Source organism: Pseudomonas sp. KK4, assembly GCF_001984065.1.
Lineage (GTDB): Bacteria > Pseudomonadota > Gammaproteobacteria > Pseudomonadales > Pseudomonadaceae > Aquipseudomonas.
The window spans coordinates 1-14802 of record NZ_LYVP01000008.1 but is presented as its reverse complement, the minus strand read 5'-3'; the positions used below and the strand labels follow the sequence as shown (position 1 = coordinate 14802).

The 14802-nt window shown below is 63.6% G+C and carries 11 protein-coding genes and 1 pseudogene; 4 read left to right on the top strand and 8 right to left on the bottom strand.

Annotated elements, in window-relative coordinates; genetic code table 11:
* Positions 1 to 83: 83 nt before the first annotated feature.
* The 5 genes and pseudogenes from B0W55_RS04980 to B0W55_RS04960 all read right to left on the bottom strand — a co-directional run bounded on the left by B0W55_RS04980 (position 84) and on the right by B0W55_RS04960 (position 7608).
* Complete coding sequence (locus tag B0W55_RS04980; RefSeq protein WP_077044916.1) at positions 84 to 1448, bottom strand: heavy metal sensor histidine kinase; 1365 nt, start codon at positions 1446 to 1448, stop codon at positions 84 to 86.
* Positions 1438 to 2115, bottom strand: coding sequence for a heavy metal response regulator transcription factor (locus B0W55_RS04975; RefSeq protein ID WP_077044915.1), 678 nt, complete (start codon positions 2113 to 2115; stop codon positions 1438 to 1440). The genes B0W55_RS04980 and B0W55_RS04975 overlap by 11 nt, the downstream gene beginning before the upstream one ends.
* 9 nt (positions 2116 to 2124) lie before the next feature.
* A pseudogene (locus B0W55_RS04970) lies at positions 2125 to 5225 on the bottom strand (multidrug efflux RND transporter permease subunit).
* Positions 5222 to 6382, bottom strand: a complete 1161-nt coding sequence (locus B0W55_RS04965; RefSeq protein WP_077044914.1) for an efflux RND transporter periplasmic adaptor subunit — start codon at positions 6380 to 6382, stop codon at positions 5222 to 5224. The pseudogene B0W55_RS04970 and the gene B0W55_RS04965 overlap by 4 nt, the downstream one beginning before the upstream one ends.
* A 257-nt stretch (positions 6383 to 6639) precedes the next feature.
* Complete coding sequence (locus B0W55_RS04960; protein ID WP_077044913.1) at positions 6640 to 7608, bottom strand: LysR family transcriptional regulator; 969 nt, start codon at positions 7606 to 7608, stop codon at positions 6640 to 6642.
* A gap of 174 nt (positions 7609 to 7782) precedes the next feature.
* Here B0W55_RS04960 and B0W55_RS04955 point away from each other — a divergent pair, with 174 nt between their 5' ends.
* From B0W55_RS04955 to B0W55_RS04940, 4 genes are all read left to right on the top strand, one after another.
* The gene (locus tag B0W55_RS04955) at positions 7783 to 9264 is read left to right on the top strand and encodes an efflux transporter outer membrane subunit (RefSeq protein WP_077044912.1); all 1482 of its coding nucleotides are present in this window, start codon (positions 7783 to 7785) and stop codon (positions 9262 to 9264) included.
* A 172-nt stretch (positions 9265 to 9436) separates the two neighbouring features.
* The gene (locus B0W55_RS04950; RefSeq protein WP_077044911.1) at positions 9437 to 11617 is read left to right on the top strand and encodes an FUSC family protein; all 2181 of its coding nucleotides are present in this window, start codon (positions 9437 to 9439) and stop codon (positions 11615 to 11617) included.
* On the top strand, positions 11607 to 11807 hold the full coding sequence (locus B0W55_RS04945; protein ID WP_077044910.1) for a DUF1656 domain-containing protein: 201 nt from the start codon (positions 11607 to 11609) through the stop codon (positions 11805 to 11807). The genes B0W55_RS04950 and B0W55_RS04945 overlap by 11 nt, the downstream gene beginning before the upstream one ends.
* A gap of 10 nt (positions 11808 to 11817) precedes the next feature.
* Positions 11818 to 12678, top strand: coding sequence for an HlyD family secretion protein (locus B0W55_RS04940; RefSeq protein ID WP_077044909.1), 861 nt, complete (start codon positions 11818 to 11820; stop codon positions 12676 to 12678).
* Positions 12679 to 12828: 150 nt separating this feature from the next.
* Here the strand turns inward: B0W55_RS04940 and B0W55_RS04935 are convergent, their stop codons facing one another.
* The 3 genes from B0W55_RS04935 to B0W55_RS04925 all read right to left on the bottom strand — a co-directional run bounded on the left by B0W55_RS04935 (position 12829) and on the right by B0W55_RS04925 (position 14660).
* Positions 12829 to 13224 (bottom strand): DUF4440 domain-containing protein, encoded by a 396-nt coding sequence (locus B0W55_RS04935; RefSeq protein WP_077044908.1) that lies wholly within the window; start codon positions 13222 to 13224, stop codon positions 12829 to 12831.
* A 116-nt stretch (positions 13225 to 13340) separates the two neighbouring features.
* Positions 13341 to 14165, bottom strand: coding sequence for an SDR family oxidoreductase (locus tag B0W55_RS04930; protein WP_077044907.1), 825 nt, complete (start codon positions 14163 to 14165; stop codon positions 13341 to 13343).
* Positions 14166 to 14195: 30 nt separating this feature from the next.
* The gene (locus tag B0W55_RS04925; RefSeq protein ID WP_077044906.1) at positions 14196 to 14660 is read right to left on the bottom strand and encodes a multidrug transporter; all 465 of its coding nucleotides are present in this window, start codon (positions 14658 to 14660) and stop codon (positions 14196 to 14198) included.
* Between the last annotated feature and the right edge of the window lie 142 nt (positions 14661 to 14802).

The following is a 14802-nucleotide window of genomic DNA, read 5'->3' as shown; positions in this document are numbered from 1 at the left end:
AAGGCTGTCGCGGGATGGGAAAAAGAGCGGATTCATGAAAGGACTGTTACGCAAAAAGCAAAAATTCAATGATCACCGCAGGATCAGACAGGAAGATGGATGCCGAACGTGTTCATCCCATGATCACTGCGCACAAACACATCCCCGCCATGCATCAGCGCAATCGCCTTGACGATCGCCAACCCCAGGCCATGGTTGTGGCCACTGTTGCTGCGCGAAGCATCGACCCGGTAGAAGCGTTCGAACAGCCGTGGCAGATGTTCGTTGGCAATCGGCGAGCCAGGGTTGGCGACGCCGATGCTGACCTGATGCTCCTCAGCCACGATCCGCACCTGAATCACTTGCCCGGGCTCGGTGTGCTGCACTGCGTTGTTCAGCAGGTTGATCAACGCCCGACGCAGGTGCGCAATCTCGATCCGCACCAGAGCGTCGCCACTGACCTGCACCTGAACCTGGGCGTCCTCAAGGATGAAATCCAGGTACTCCAGGGTGGTTGCCACTTCATCGGCCAGGGACGTGGCGGTGAGTTTGGTGGCCTTGCTGCCCTGGTCGGCGCTGGCCAGGAACAGCATGTCGTTGATGATCGAACGCAATCGCTCGAGTTCTTCGAGGTTCGATTGCAGCACTTCAAAGTAATGCTCCGCCGAGCGTCCACGGGTCAGCGCCACCTGGGTCTGGCCGATCAGGTTGGTCAGGGGGGAGCGCAGTTCATGGGCGACGTCGGCGTTGAACGATTCCAGCCGCGAGTAGGCCTGTTCGACCCGCTCCAGCGTCGAGTTGAACGAATTGACGAACTGGTTCAACTCCGGCGGCAACGGCGACAGCCGCAAGCGCCCGGAACGCAACGGCGGGGCCAGACGCTGGGCCTCCTGGGACAGCTTGATCAGCGGTTTGAGGCCAATGCGCGCCACCCAGTAACCCAGTGCCGAAGCCAGCAGCACGCCGACAATCGCCAGGCTGATCAGGGCGATCAGCAACTGGTGCTGAGTCTGGAAAAACGTCTCGGTGTCGATGCCGATCATGAAACGCAACGGCGGGCGCTGATCCTTGGCCGGGAACTGGCTGACCAGTACCTTGAGCGGATACGGCTGATCGGGCAGGGTCATGTCGCGCATCCCCAGCGGCCCCTGGGCAAACTCACGGATCTGCGGGGTCAGGTTGCCGTATTCGTAGTGCGGATCGCCGCTGATGATCCAGAAGCTGATGCGCTTGTCCTCTTCACCGAGCAGCTTGAGCTTGTTGTGGATTTTCACCCAATGCTCGGGCGTGCCGTAACGCCCGACCGTGGACTCGAGCACGCTGTAGCGCGCGTCCAGCTCGGCTTCGGGCAACAGGCCCAGGCCTTTGTCCACTTGCTGGTACAAAGCCCAGCCGATCAACAGAAACACCAGCAGCGCCACCAGGGTGAACATGCCACTCAGGCGCAGGGCAATGCTGTTACTGGACACCACGGCTCTCCAGCACATAACCCATGCCGCGGATCGTGTGCAGCAGTTTTTCATCGAACGGCCCGTCGAGCTTGGCCCGCAGACGCTTGATCGCCACTTCGACGACGTTGGCGTCGCTGTCGAAATTGATGTCCCAGACCATCTCGGCAATCGCCGTTTTCGACAGGATCTCACCCTGGCGCCGGGCCAGGACACTGAGCAGCGAAAACTCCTTGGCGGTCAGGTCCAGGCGCGTGCCGGCGCGGGTGGCCTTGCGACTGATCAAATCTATCCACAGGTCGGCGATGCTCACCTGCACCGGTTCGTGGCCACCGCTGCGTCGGGTGAGCGCCTGCAGGCGTGCCACCAGTTCAAGGAAGGAAAAGGGCTTGCCCAGGTAATCGTCGGCACCGTCGCGCAGGCCTTTGATCCGGTCTTCCACACGCTCGCGGGCGGTGAGCATGATCACAGGCGTTTGCTTGCGGGCACGCAGGGCACGCAGCACACCGAAGCCATCCAGGCCCGGCAGCATCACATCGAGGACAATCACCGCATAGTCGCTTTCCAGTGCCATGTGCAGGCCTTCCACGCCATCGCGAGCCAGGTCCACGGTGTAACCCTGTTCCGTCAGGCCGCGGTGCAGATAGTCCGCGGTTTTTTCCTCGTCTTCGATAATCAGAACGCGCATGACCCTGCCTCAGTCTGTGGTTGCCAGCGCCGGCACGGGCGTAGGTTTTGGCCGATGAAACAGTCGCTCCAGCCACAAGTATATGACCGGCGTGGTGAACAGGGTCAGCGCCTGGCTGACCAGCAGGCCGCCGACCACCGCGATCCCCAGGGGCTGGCGCAGTTCGGCGCCGGTGCCGTAGCCGAGCATCAGCGGCAGGGCGCCAAGCAGGGCGGCGAGGGTGGTCATGATGATCGGCCGGAACCGCGTGATGCAGGCCTGGAAGATCGCCTCCTGCGGTGACAGGCCGCCATGGCGTTGCGCCTCGAGGGCGAAGTCGATCATCAGGATGCCGTTTTTCTTGACGATGCCAATCAACAGCACCAGGCCGATCAGCGCCATGATTGAAAAGTCCTGGCCGCAGATCCACAGCATGATCACCGCACCGAGCCCTGCCGCCGGCAGGGTCGAGATGATGGTCAGCGGGTGCACGAAACTCTCATAGAGCACCCCGAGAATGATGTACACCGCCACCAGCGCCGCGAGGATCAGCCAGGGCTGGCTGGCCAGGGAGCTCTGGAACGCCTGGGCCGCGCCCTGGAAGTTGCCGCTGATCGCCACCGGCATGCCGATCTCGGCCTTGGCCTGGTTGAGCATGATCACCGCATCGCCCAGGGCCACGCCCGGCGCCAGGTTGAACGACAGGTTGGCAGCCGGGAACATGCCGTCATGGGCGATGGACAGCGGGCCGACGGTGGGCGCATCGAATCGCGCCAGTGCCGACAGCGGCACCATTTCCCCGCTCAGGGGCGAGCGCAGATAGAAGTAGTTGAGGCTTTCGGCTTTGCCGCGTTGTTGGGTGTCGAGTTCCAGGATCACGTTGTACTGGTTGATCTGGGTCTGGAACTCATTGATCTGACGTTGACCGAAAGCGTCGTACAGCGCTTCGTCGACATCGCTGGCGGTCAGGCCGAAGCGCGCCGCCGCGCTGCGGTCGATGCTGATGTGGGTGATGCTGCCGCCCAGTTGCAGGTCGTTGGACACATCGCGAAATGCCGGGTTGCCCCGCAGTTTTTCCGTCAGGCGCTGGGTCCAGGTGCTGAGCACCGCGCCATCGTTGCTCTTGAGCACGTACTGGTACTGGGCACGGCTCGGGCCGGAGCTGAGGTTGATGTCCTGGCCGGCGCGCAGGTACAGGACGATGCCCGGCACTTTCATCAGTTTGGGGCGAATCCGGTCGATGAACTCACTGGCGGACACGTCGCGGTCACCGCGTTTTTTCAGGGCGATCCAGAAACGGCCGTTGGCGATGGTCTGGTTGCTGCCTGAGACGCCGACCGAGTGGGAGAAGGTCTCGACGGCGGGGTCGGCAGCGACGATTTCGGCCATGGCCAGGTGTTTTTTCACCATGTCGCCGTAGGAAATGTCCGCGGCCGCTTCAGTGGTGCCCAGCACAAAACCGGTGTCCTGCACCGGGAAGAAGCCTTTGGGAATGAACACGTATCCGCCCACGGCCAACGCCACCGAGAGGCCGAAGATGCCGATCATCAGCTTCTGGTGGGCGAGGGCGCGGCGCAGGCCTTTCTCGTAGAGGGCCAGCAGGCGTTCGCCGAATCCTTTCTTGGCGTGGGGATCGTGCACCGGCGCGCGCATGAACAGTGCGGCCAGGGTCGGTGCCAGGGTCAGGGACACCACCACCGAAATCAGGATGGTCGAGGTGGCCGTCAGGGCGAACTCCTTGAACAGCCGCCCGACCACGCCGCCCATGAACAGCAGTGGAATGAACGCCGCCACCAGCGAGAAGCTGATCGACACCACGGTAAAACCGATTTCCCCGGCGCCCTTGATCGCCGACTCGCGCATACCGTCGCCGGCCTCCAGGTGACGGTGAATGTTTTCCACCACCACGATCGCATCGTCGACCACAAAGCCCACGGCCACCACGATCGCCACCAGGGTCAGGTTGTTCAGGCTGAAGCCCATCACGTACATCAGGGCGAAACTGGCGACCAGCGACACGCCCAGCACCGCCGACACGATCAGGGTCGCCGACAACTGGCGCAGGAACAGCGCCATCACTGCCACCACCAGCATGATCGCGATCAGCAGGGTGATTTCCACTTCATGCAGCGAGGCGCGGATGGTCTGTGTACGGTCGATCAGGGTCTTGACTTGCACCGAGGCCGGCAGCATGGCTTCCAGGCCCGGCAGCGCGGCCTGGATGCGGTCGACGGTCTCGACGATGTTGGCGCCGGGCTGGCGGAAGATCACCAGGTTGACCCCGGGCAATGTGCCCGCCCAGGCCTGGACGTAGGCATCTTCCGAACCGTTGACCACTTTGGCCACGTCCCTGAGGTGCACCGGTGCACCGTCCTTGTAGGAAACGATCAGCTGGCTGTAGTCCTCGGGATGGAACAACTGGTCGTTGGTCGACAGTGTCGAAATGCTGGATTCACCGTACAGCGCACCCTTGGCCAGGTTGAGGCTGGTTTGCTGGATCGCCAGGCGGATGTCCGCCAGGGTCAGGCCGATGGCCGCCAGTTTGTCTGCCGAGACCTGGACGCGAATCGCCGGACGTTGCTGACCGGTGATGGCGACCTGGCCTACACCGTCGATCTGACTGATCTGACGCGACAGCAGGGTTTCGGTCAGGTCACTGAGTTCCGGGCCGGGCATCAGTGCGGAGTTGACGCTGAGGATCAACACCGGGCTGTCCGCCGGGTTGACCTTGCGCCAGGTCGGCAGGTTCGGCATGTCCTTGGGCAACTTGCCAGCGGCGGTGTTGATCGCCGCCTGCACTTCCTGGGCGGCGTGTCGATGCTCTTGTCGAGGGTGAATTGCAGGGTCAGGTTGGTCGAGCCCAGGGCGCTGCTCGAGGTCATCTGGGTCACGCCGGGGATGGCGCTGAATTGCACTTCAAGGGGCGTGGCCACCGAAGACGCCATGGTCTCGGGGCTGGCGCCGGGCAGTTGCGCCGCCACCTGAATGGTCGGGAATTCCGCCTCGGGCAACGGTGCCACCGGCAAGCGTGGAAAGGCAATGCAACCCAGCAGCACCAGCGCGCAGGTCAGCAGCACTGTCGCTACCGGGTGGTCGATGCACCAGGCGGATACCGAACCCTGGCCCTTCATTGCTCGGTCTCCGATTGCACCACTTGCGGCGGGTCGGTCAGTACCTGCACGGTGGAACCGGGCTTGAGCCGCGACTGGCCGTCGCTGACCAGTACGTCACCCGGCGCGACGCCGGTGATGATGTTCTGCCCGCTGCCCTGGTAGACCATCTGCACCGGCACGGTTTCAACCTTGTCACCCTTGATCCGGTAAACGAACGGCTGGTCCAGGCCACGCTGTACGACGGTGGGCGGTACCACCAGGGCATCTTTGTCCAGTGCTGTCTGAATTTTTACCGTCACCAACAGGCCCGGCCAGAGTTTCTGCGCGGCGTTGCTGAATTCGGCCTTGGCGCGGATGGTCCCGGTGTTGGCGTTGATCTGGTTGTCGATCAGGGTCAGGTGGCCTTCACCGAGCAGGTTGCCGGTTTCGCCGTCGGTGTCGGCGCCGATGTAGGCCTTGACCTGGGCATGTTGCGGATCGTTGATCAGGCCCTGCAGGGTCGGCAGCATCTGCTGCGGCAGGGAAAACTCCACGGCGATCGGGTCGATCTGGGTCACGGTGAACAGGCCCTGGGCGTCGGTCATGCGCAGGAAGTTGCCTTCGTCCACGGTGCGAATCCCGACACGGCCGGTCACCGGGGAGCGAATCTGGGTGTAGGACAGTTGCACCTGGGCCGCGTCGATCGAGGCCTGGTTGCCCTGAGCGGTGGCCTTGAGTTGGTTGACCAGTGCTTGTTGCTGGTCGTAGGTCTGTTTCGAGACGCCATCGTCAACGCTCAGCAATTTGTAACGCTTGAGGTTGACCTGGGCCACCTGCAGTTGCGCCTGGCTCTCACCCAACTGTGCCCGGGCCTGGTCCAGGCTGGCGCGGATCGAGCGGTCGTCGATGGTGGCCAGCAGGTCGCCTTTGTTTACCAGTTGGCCTTCCTTGACCATGATCCTGGTCAGGATGCCGTCGATTTGCGGACGCACCACCACGCTGTGCAGCGACAGCACCGAGCCGATGCCGCTGACATAACGAGGGACGTCCTTTTCGACAACATTGACCACCCGCACCGGAATGGCATTGGGCGCCGCCAGCTTGGCCTTGGCGGGCTTGGTGACGTACCACAGGCCCAGCGCTGCCAGGACAATCAGAAGGGCGACGAGCAGGACGGGTTTTTGCTGGATTCGCATGCGAGTGAGGCGCCAGGGCTGGGTGATCGGGTCGGTGGGTAGCTTCCTTTATAAACCTCTTTGACGGTCAGGAAGGTGACTGCCAACTGACGGCGCTGTCAGTTTGGGGCAGCTGATTGCTTTTGCAGGAGCGAGCAGGCGGCGATCCGACTCAACAGGTGGGAGCGGGCTTGCTCGCGAAAGCGCCGTATCAGTCGCCATTGATGCGGCATGTACCAGCCCTTTCGCGAGCAAGCCCGCTCCCACAGGGGAAGAGGTCAGTTCGCCATCCGCGCCCCGGCCAGGCTGCCGCTCAGTTCGTAGGCGGCCAGTTCCGCCTGATGCGCCGCCAGCAACTCTGGCAGCGATCCGCGCAGGTATTCCACCCAGGTCTTGATCTTCGCATCCAGGTATTGCCGCGACGGATAGATCGCGTACAGGTTGAGCTCCTGGGAGCGGTACTTGGGCATCACCCGCACCAGCGAGCCATTGCGCAGGCCTTCGATGGCGGCATACAGCGGCAGGACGCCCACGCCCATGCCACTGATGATCGCCGATTTCATGGCGTCGGCAGAGTTCACCAGGAAGGGTGAGCTGTTGATGGTGACCATTTCCTGGCCATCGGGACCGTCGAAGGCCCATTTTTCCAGGGGGATGACCGGGCTGACCAGGCGCAGGCAGGCGTGGTTGAGCAGGTCGCTGGGCTTTTGCGCGCAGCCGTTGGCTTTGACGTAGGCCGGCGAGGCGCAAACGATGCTGTAGGTGATGCCCAGCCGCTGGGACACGAACCCGGAGTCGGGCAGTTCGCTGGCCAGCACGATGGACACGTCGTAGCCCTCGTCCAGCAGGTCCGGGACGCGGTTGGCCATGGTCAGGTCGAAGGTCACGTCCGGGTGGGTCTTGCGGTAGCGGGCGATGGCGTCGATGACGAAGTGCTGGCCGATACCGGTCATGGTGTGCACTTTCAACTGCCCGGCCGGGCGTGCATGGGCGTCGCTGGCTTCCGCTTCGGCTTCTTCGACGTAGGCCAGGATCTGCTCGCAGCGCAGCAGGTAGCGCTTGCCGGCTTCGGTCAGGGCGATGCGTCGGGTCGTTCGGTTGAGCAGACGGGTTTGCAGGTGGGCTTCCAGGTTGGAAACCGCGCGCGAAACGTTGGCCGTGGTGGTGTCCAGTTGCACGGCGGCGGCGGTGAAGCTGCCGGCCTCGGCCACGTAACTGAAGGCGCGCATGTTTTGCAATGTGTCCATGGGGTGCTCTCGGGTGCGATGGCAAATTGTGACACGAAGTTTCAGGGTCTGAGACCCCGACCAAGGGATTATCTCGTTAACGGTAACAAAGATTCACAGGAATCCCAGCTTATCGCCCACAAAGGCCCCCCATAGAATTGCACCGATCCCCCCCTTCCTCAGGAATTTGCAGCAGTGCCGCGTCGCATCATCGGTCTTTTGGCTTTAACCCTGGCAATCAGCGGCTGCATCGGAACCGGAGGTATAGCCCCGCAGGGCGAGGCGCTGGAGGCCAATGCACTGGCCACCGACGAAGCCATCCGCAGCGCCGCTCAGGATGCGCACTGGCCCACCGCGCAATGGTGGCAGTCCTATGGCGACCCGCAACTGAACCGCTGGATCGATCTGGCCGTGCAAGGCAGCCCGAGCCTGGCCATGGCCGCGGCGCGGGTGCGTCAGGCCAAGGCCATGGCCGGCGTCGCCGAAGCGGCCGAATCGCTGCAGATCAATGGCGAGTCCAGCCTCAAGCGCCATAACTGGGCCACCGATCAGTTCTATGGTCCCGGTGACCTGGCCAACACCACCACCTGGGACAACAACGCCGCGCTGGGCTTCAGCTACGCCCTCGACCTGTGGGGCCGTGAAAGCAACAACAGCGAGCGCGCCGTGGACATCGCCCACATGACAGTGGCCGAGGCGCGCCAGGCCCAGCTCGAATTGCAGAATAACGTCGTGCGTGTCTACATCGAGCTCTCGCTGCAATACGCCCAGCGGGACATCGTCGAGGCGACGCTCAAGCAGCAAGAGCAGATCCTCGACCTGGCGCAGAAACGCCTGAACGGCGGCATCGGCACCCATTTTGAAGTCAGCCAGGCCCAGACGCCGCTGCCGGAAACCCATCGGCAGATCGACGCACTGGACGAAGAAATCGCCCTGAGCCGCAATCAACTGGCGGCGCTGGCCGGCAAGGGCCCGGGGGAGGGCGCGCAACTGCAACGGCCGACCCTGTCGCTGGGCGCGGCGCTGAAATTGCCGTCGTCGTTGCCGGCGCAATTGCTCGGTCAGCGTCCGGACGTGGTCGCCAGTCGCTGGCAGGTGGCGGCGCAGGCTCGGGGCATCGATGTGGCCCACGCCGGTTTCTACCCCAACGTCGATCTGGTCGGCAGCCTGGGCTTCATCGCCACCGGTGGTGGGGCGCTGGAGTTTTTGACCGGCAAGAAACTCAACTACAGCGTCGGCCCGGCGATTTCCCTGCCGATCTTCGATGGCGGGCGCCTGCGTTCCGAATTGGGCGAGGCCTCGGCCGGCTATGACCTGGCGGTGGCCAAGTACAACCAGACCCTGGTCAATGCGCTGAAGAACATCTCCGACCAGTTGATCCGCCGCGAGTCCATGGACAAGCAGCAAGCCTTCGCCGCCGAATCGGTGGCCACGGCGCAGAAGACTTACGACATCGCGATGATCGCTTATCAGCGTGGGCTGACCGACTACCTCAATGTGCTCAATGCCCAGACCTTGCTGTTCAAGCAGCAGCAGGTGCAGCAGCAGGTGCAGGCGGCGCGGCTGAGTGCCCATGCCGAATTGGTGACGGCGCTGGGTGGTGGTTTGGGCGCGGGGAATGATGTGCCGACAGACAGCCAGACCGCCGCCCCGAAAACCCCGGTGCTGTTGCGGTAATGAAGGCGTGCCAGGTCAAGCCGTCTTCGTGGCGAGGGAGCTTGCTCCCGCTTGAGTGCGCAGCACTCAGAAGATTTGCATTATCCGCCAGATGCTTGGGGCCGCTTCGCAGCCCAGCGCGAGCAAGCTCGCTCGCCACATATTCGGACTTTCCTCAAATGAGCAGGCTCCCATGATCGCCTTGCGCTGGCTGTACTCCCTGGAATGGCGTCGGGGGTTCTTCGACTGGGCACGCAGTGACGGCGTGACCTGGGTCTATATCTTCAAGGTACTGATTGCAGCGTTCCTGACGCTGTGGCTGGCCATGCGCCTGGAATTGCCGCAGCCGCGCACGGCGATGATCACCGTGTTCATCGTCATGCAGCCGCAGAGCGGACACGTGTTCGCCAAAAGTTTCTATCGCTTCCTCGGCACCCTGGCCGGGTCGACGGTGATGGTGGTGTTGATTGCCCTGTTTGCGCAGAACACCGAACTGTTCCTCGGTGCGCTGGCGATCTGGGTCGGGGTCTGCACCGCCGGGGCGACCCGCAGCCGCAACTTCCGCGCCTACGGTTTCGTGCTGGCCGGCTACACCGCAGCCATGGTCGGCCTGCCGGCGCTGGCGCATCCCGAGGGCGCCTTCATGATGGCGGTCTGGCGGGTGCTGGAAATCTCCCTGGGCATCCTCTGCTCGACCCTGGTCAGCGCAGCGATCCTGCCGCAATCGGCCAGCGCCGCCATGCGCAACGCCTTGTACCAGCGCTTCGGCGTGTTCGCCCAGTTCGTCACCGATGGCTTGCGCGGGCGCAGCAAACAGGAGGCTTTCGAAGCCAGCAACGTGCGGTTCATCGCCGAAGCGGTGGGCCTGGAGGGGCTGCGCAGCGTCACGGTGTTCGAAGACCCGCACATGCGCCGGCGCAACGGTCGCCTCAGTCGCCTGAACAGCGAGTTCATGGGCATCACCACCCGTTTCAACGCCCTGCATCAGTTGCTCGAGCGCCTGCGCGTCAATTGCAGCGATGCCGCCCTGGCGGCGATCAAACCGGGCCTGCAGGACCTGGCCGAAGTGCTCGACGGCTTCAGCGGGCGCGCCCTGACCAGCGCCGATGCAGCGCGCCTGGTCGCAGTGCTGACGGCTTACAAGGAGGGCCTGCCGACGCGGGTGCGCAGCCTGCGGGCGACGTTCCAGGCGAGCCACCCGAGCGACGCCGAGTTGCTGGATTTTCACACCGCCTACGAACTGCTCTATCGCTTCGTCGATGACCTGCACAGTTATGCACAGACCCACGCCTCCCTGGCCGATCACAGCCATGAACGCGAACGCTGGGACGAGCCCTATACCCCGCAAACCAATTGGCTGGCGGCCGCCGCGTCGGGGATTCGCGCCTCGTTCATTCTGCTGGTGCTCGGCAGTTACTGGGTGGCCACGGCGTGGCCGAGCGGGGCGACCATGACCCTGATCGCCGCCGCCACCGTGGGCCTGTCCGCCGCCACGCCCAACCCCAAGCGCATGGCGTTCCAGATGGCCTGCGGCACCTTCATCGGCGCGCTGATCGGCTTCGTCGAGATGTTTTTCATCTTCCCGTGGATCGACGGTTTCCCCTTGCTGTGCGTGATGCTCGCGCCGGTCTTCGTGCTCGGCGCGTTCCTCGCGTCGCGGCCGCAGTACGTCGGGGTCGGGGTGGGCCTGTTGATCTTCTTCAGTATCGGTTCGGTGCCGGACAACCTCACGGTCTACAACCCTTACACCTTCATCAACGACTACATCGCCATGGTCCTGGGCATGCTGGTGTGCGCGGCGGCGGGGGCGATCATTCTGCCGCCCAACAGCCGCTGGTTGTGGCGCCGGCTGGAGCAGGACTTGCGCGGCCAAGTGGTCTACGCCATCAGCGGCAAGCTCAAGGGCCTGGCGTCGAGTTTCGAAAGCCGCACCCGCGACCTGGTGCATCAGGCCTATGGCTTCGCGGCCGGGCAGCCGACAGTGCAGCGCGACCTGCTGCGCTGGATGTTCGTGGTACTGGAGGTCGGGCACGCGATCATCGAGTTGCGCAAGGAACAGGCGGTGCTGCCGGTGCACCCGGCGTATGCCGAATCCCAGCCGTGGCGCCAGTCGATCCGCGTGATGGGCCGGGCGCTGGTGCGGCTGTTCCTGCAACCGGGCCAGAGTAATCTGCAACGCGCACTGGTCGCCGTCGACCATGCACTCAGCCGCGTGCAGGCCACCGACGAGCCCTTCGCCCCGCACTTCGACACCTCGGCCCTGCGCCGCGTGAAAAGCTACCTGCACTTCATCCGCACCTCGCTGCTGGACCCGCAATCACCCCTGGCCGCCTACGCGAGCGTCAACCCCCAAGGACTTGAACATGCCCCGTGAAATCGCCTTCCACGGCGTGTACATGCCGACCATGACCCTGATGTTCCTGATTGCCGCGGCCCTGGCCTGGGCGCTGGACCGGTTCCTGGCCGGGTTCGACCTGTACCGCTTCTTCTGGCACCCGGCGCTGCTGCGCCTGAGTCTGTTTACCTGTCTGTTCGGCGCCATGTCGCTGACGCTCTATCACTGAGAACGCCTTGATGAAAAAGCTCTTCAGCCTGCTCGCGACCCTGTTGGTGCTGGCCCTTGCGATATGGATCGGCCGGACCCTGTGGGTGCACTACATGGAAACCCCCTGGACCCGCGATGGCCGGGTGCGCGCCGACATCATCAACGTGGCCGCCGACGTCACCGGCGAAGTGGTGAACGTGCCAGTGCGCGACAACCAGTTGGTGAAGAAGGGCGACCTGCTGATGCAGATCGACCCGGAGCACTACCGCCTGGCGGTCAAGCAGGCACAGTCGATGGTGGCGTCACGCAAGGCCACCTGGGAAATGCGCAAGGTCAACGCCCACCGCCGCGCCGACCTGGACAACCTGGTGATCTCCAAGGAAAACCGCGACGACGCCAGCAACATCGCCGACTCGGCCCTGGCGGACTATCAACAGGCCCAGGCGCAACTGGAAGCGGCGGAGCTGAACCTCAAGCGCACCGAAGTGCGGGCGGCGGTGGACGGCTACGTGACCAACCTCAACGTGCACCGCGGCGACTATGCGCGCATCGGCGAAGCGAAAATGGCCGTGGTCGACATGAACTCGTTCTGGGTCTACGGCTTCTTCGAGGAAACCAAGCTGCCCCACGTGCGGGTCGGTGATAAAGCCGATATGCAGCTGATGAGCGGCGAAGTGCTCAAGGGGCATGTGGAGAGTATTTCGCGAGGGATCTACGACCGTGACAACCCGGAAAGCCGCGAGCTGATCGCCGATGTGAACCCCACCTTCAACTGGGTGCGCCTGGCCCAGCGGGTGCCGGTGCGCATTCACATCGATGAAGTGCCGGAGGGGGTGCTGTTGGCGGCGGGGATTACCTGCACGGTGGTGGTCAACCCAGCGGCCGGTTGATGACCCCGTGGCGAGGGAGCTTGCTCCCGTTGGGCTGCGCAGCAGCCCCGATATTCGCGACGGGCGTTGACCTGGTACACCGCGCATCATGGTTTACGACGGCTTCGCCGCCGAGCGGGAGCAAGCTCCCTCGCCACAAAAGCAGTTGGGTCAACCTTGGCAGAAAGTTTCCTGCAGGTGGCGCCAGACGATTTTGCCCTTGATCTTCTCGAACACCACGGTCGAGCGGCGATCGGAGTGCAGGCCGGTGGCGTCGGTCTGTTGTTCGCGGTAGCTGACGGTGGCGCCGCGGTCGTGCAGTGCCAGGCCGCTCAGCTCGCTGAGCGCGATGCGAAAGCCGAGTTTCTTGCCGCCCGCGAGCATGAACAATTCATTGAGCGCGGCGAAATCCAGGGCTCGACCCAAGGGCGAAACCATAGAGAACTGTGGGGAAAAGCGACTGAGCAGTCGTTCCAGTGCCGACGCGTCCTGCTCCTCGGCCAGCCATTTTTCGATCAGGACATGGGCCTGGATCACTTCGTCGAAGTATTCGGTGTAGTCGGTCATGCCAGTCATACCTTGAATTTGCAGTGTTTGTTCTGACGTCTTCGCGAGCAAACCCGCTCCCACAGGGGCACGCATCTCAAATTGTGGGCTTGCTCGCGAAGGGGTCGACTCAGGTCTCAGAGCTGCCCACGCAACCCGAACCGCTTCATCAACGCCGACTCCAGCAAGCCTTTGGGCAACAACCCCGCCATCAATGGCAGCGCCCGGCTGCCATTGCCCAGGCGCACCAATCGCGGCGGCTTGTCCTGCTGCACTGCCTTGAGCAACCCGGCCGCAAATTCACTGGCCGGTGTCGGTTTGTCCTGGGACGCCCTGGCCCGTGCGCGAATACCTTCACGCAGCGGGAACCACGGTGATTGTTCGCTGATCAGTTGCTCGGCTTCATGGCCGGCGTTCCTGGCGAAACTCGATGCGATGGCTCCGGGCTGAACCTCCATGACCCGTACCCCAAACGGCGCCAGTTCCATGCGCAGGGCATCGCTCAAGGCATGCACCGCCGCTTTCGACGCGCAGTAGGCACCGGCAAACGGCGTGACCAGCACCCCGGACACGCTACCGATGTTCACCACGATCCCTTTGGCCCGACGCAACACCGGGAACAGGGCACGGGTCACGCCGACGATGGAAAAGACATTGGTTTCGAACTGGCGCTGCATCGCCTGCACGCCGCCATCGAGCAACGGCCCCATGGCGCCGTAGCCGGCGTTGTTGATCAGCACATCGAGGCCGCCATGTTGCTGGTTGATCCGCTCGCTCAACTGCTCGAGAGCCCGGCCGTCGTTGACGTCCAGTTGCACCGCGGTGAAGCCGTCCGCGTCCAGTACGGCCACGTCTTCAGCCTTGCGGGCGCTGGCCCAGACGGTATACCCCGCCGCCTTGAACGCATCGGCGAGGGCGCGGCCGATGCCGCTGGAACATCCGGTAATCAATGCAACGGGCATGGCGCATTCCTTGTGCAATCAGTGGGGGGCTCAGTCTGAGAAACTGCCTTGCAAACGCTCGGCCCGAAACTCCAGGGTTTCCGGGCGATAGCCGGGGCGCAGGGGCGGCAGCGGCAAACAGTCCTGCCAGTTACCACCGGCCTGCAATTCGCCGGGGCCACGGTAGCGCGGGGCGGTGTATTGATTGTCGGCCAGGTTGACCGTGTCGCCCGGGGCATAAGCGGCGACTCGCCAGCGCAATTCAATCAGCGGTACGTCGTTGCCGTTGTTCATGGTCAGTTGCAGAGGACGATCGGCGGGGCAGGCCTGCGGGGCGTAGCTGATGCGCAGTTCAAGGCGCTCCAGTTGCTTGAGTTCGCGGTGATCCATCCAGATCACCCAGGTGGCGACGACGCCCAGCCCCACAGCGGCAGCCAGGGACACCGGCAGGGCCTTGGCCGGATAGCGCAGCAACAGGATCAGCCAGGTGATGACCAGCAGGACGCCGATGAACATGACGCGCAAACCTCGGGGGATAGAGGAGGTCATCCTACCTAAGGGCGGGGGAGGTTGGCGATGGGCAGGATTGCAGGGGTGGAGGTACCGGCCCCTTCGCGAGCAAGCCCGCTCCCACATTCGATCGCATTCTTCAGGCAGA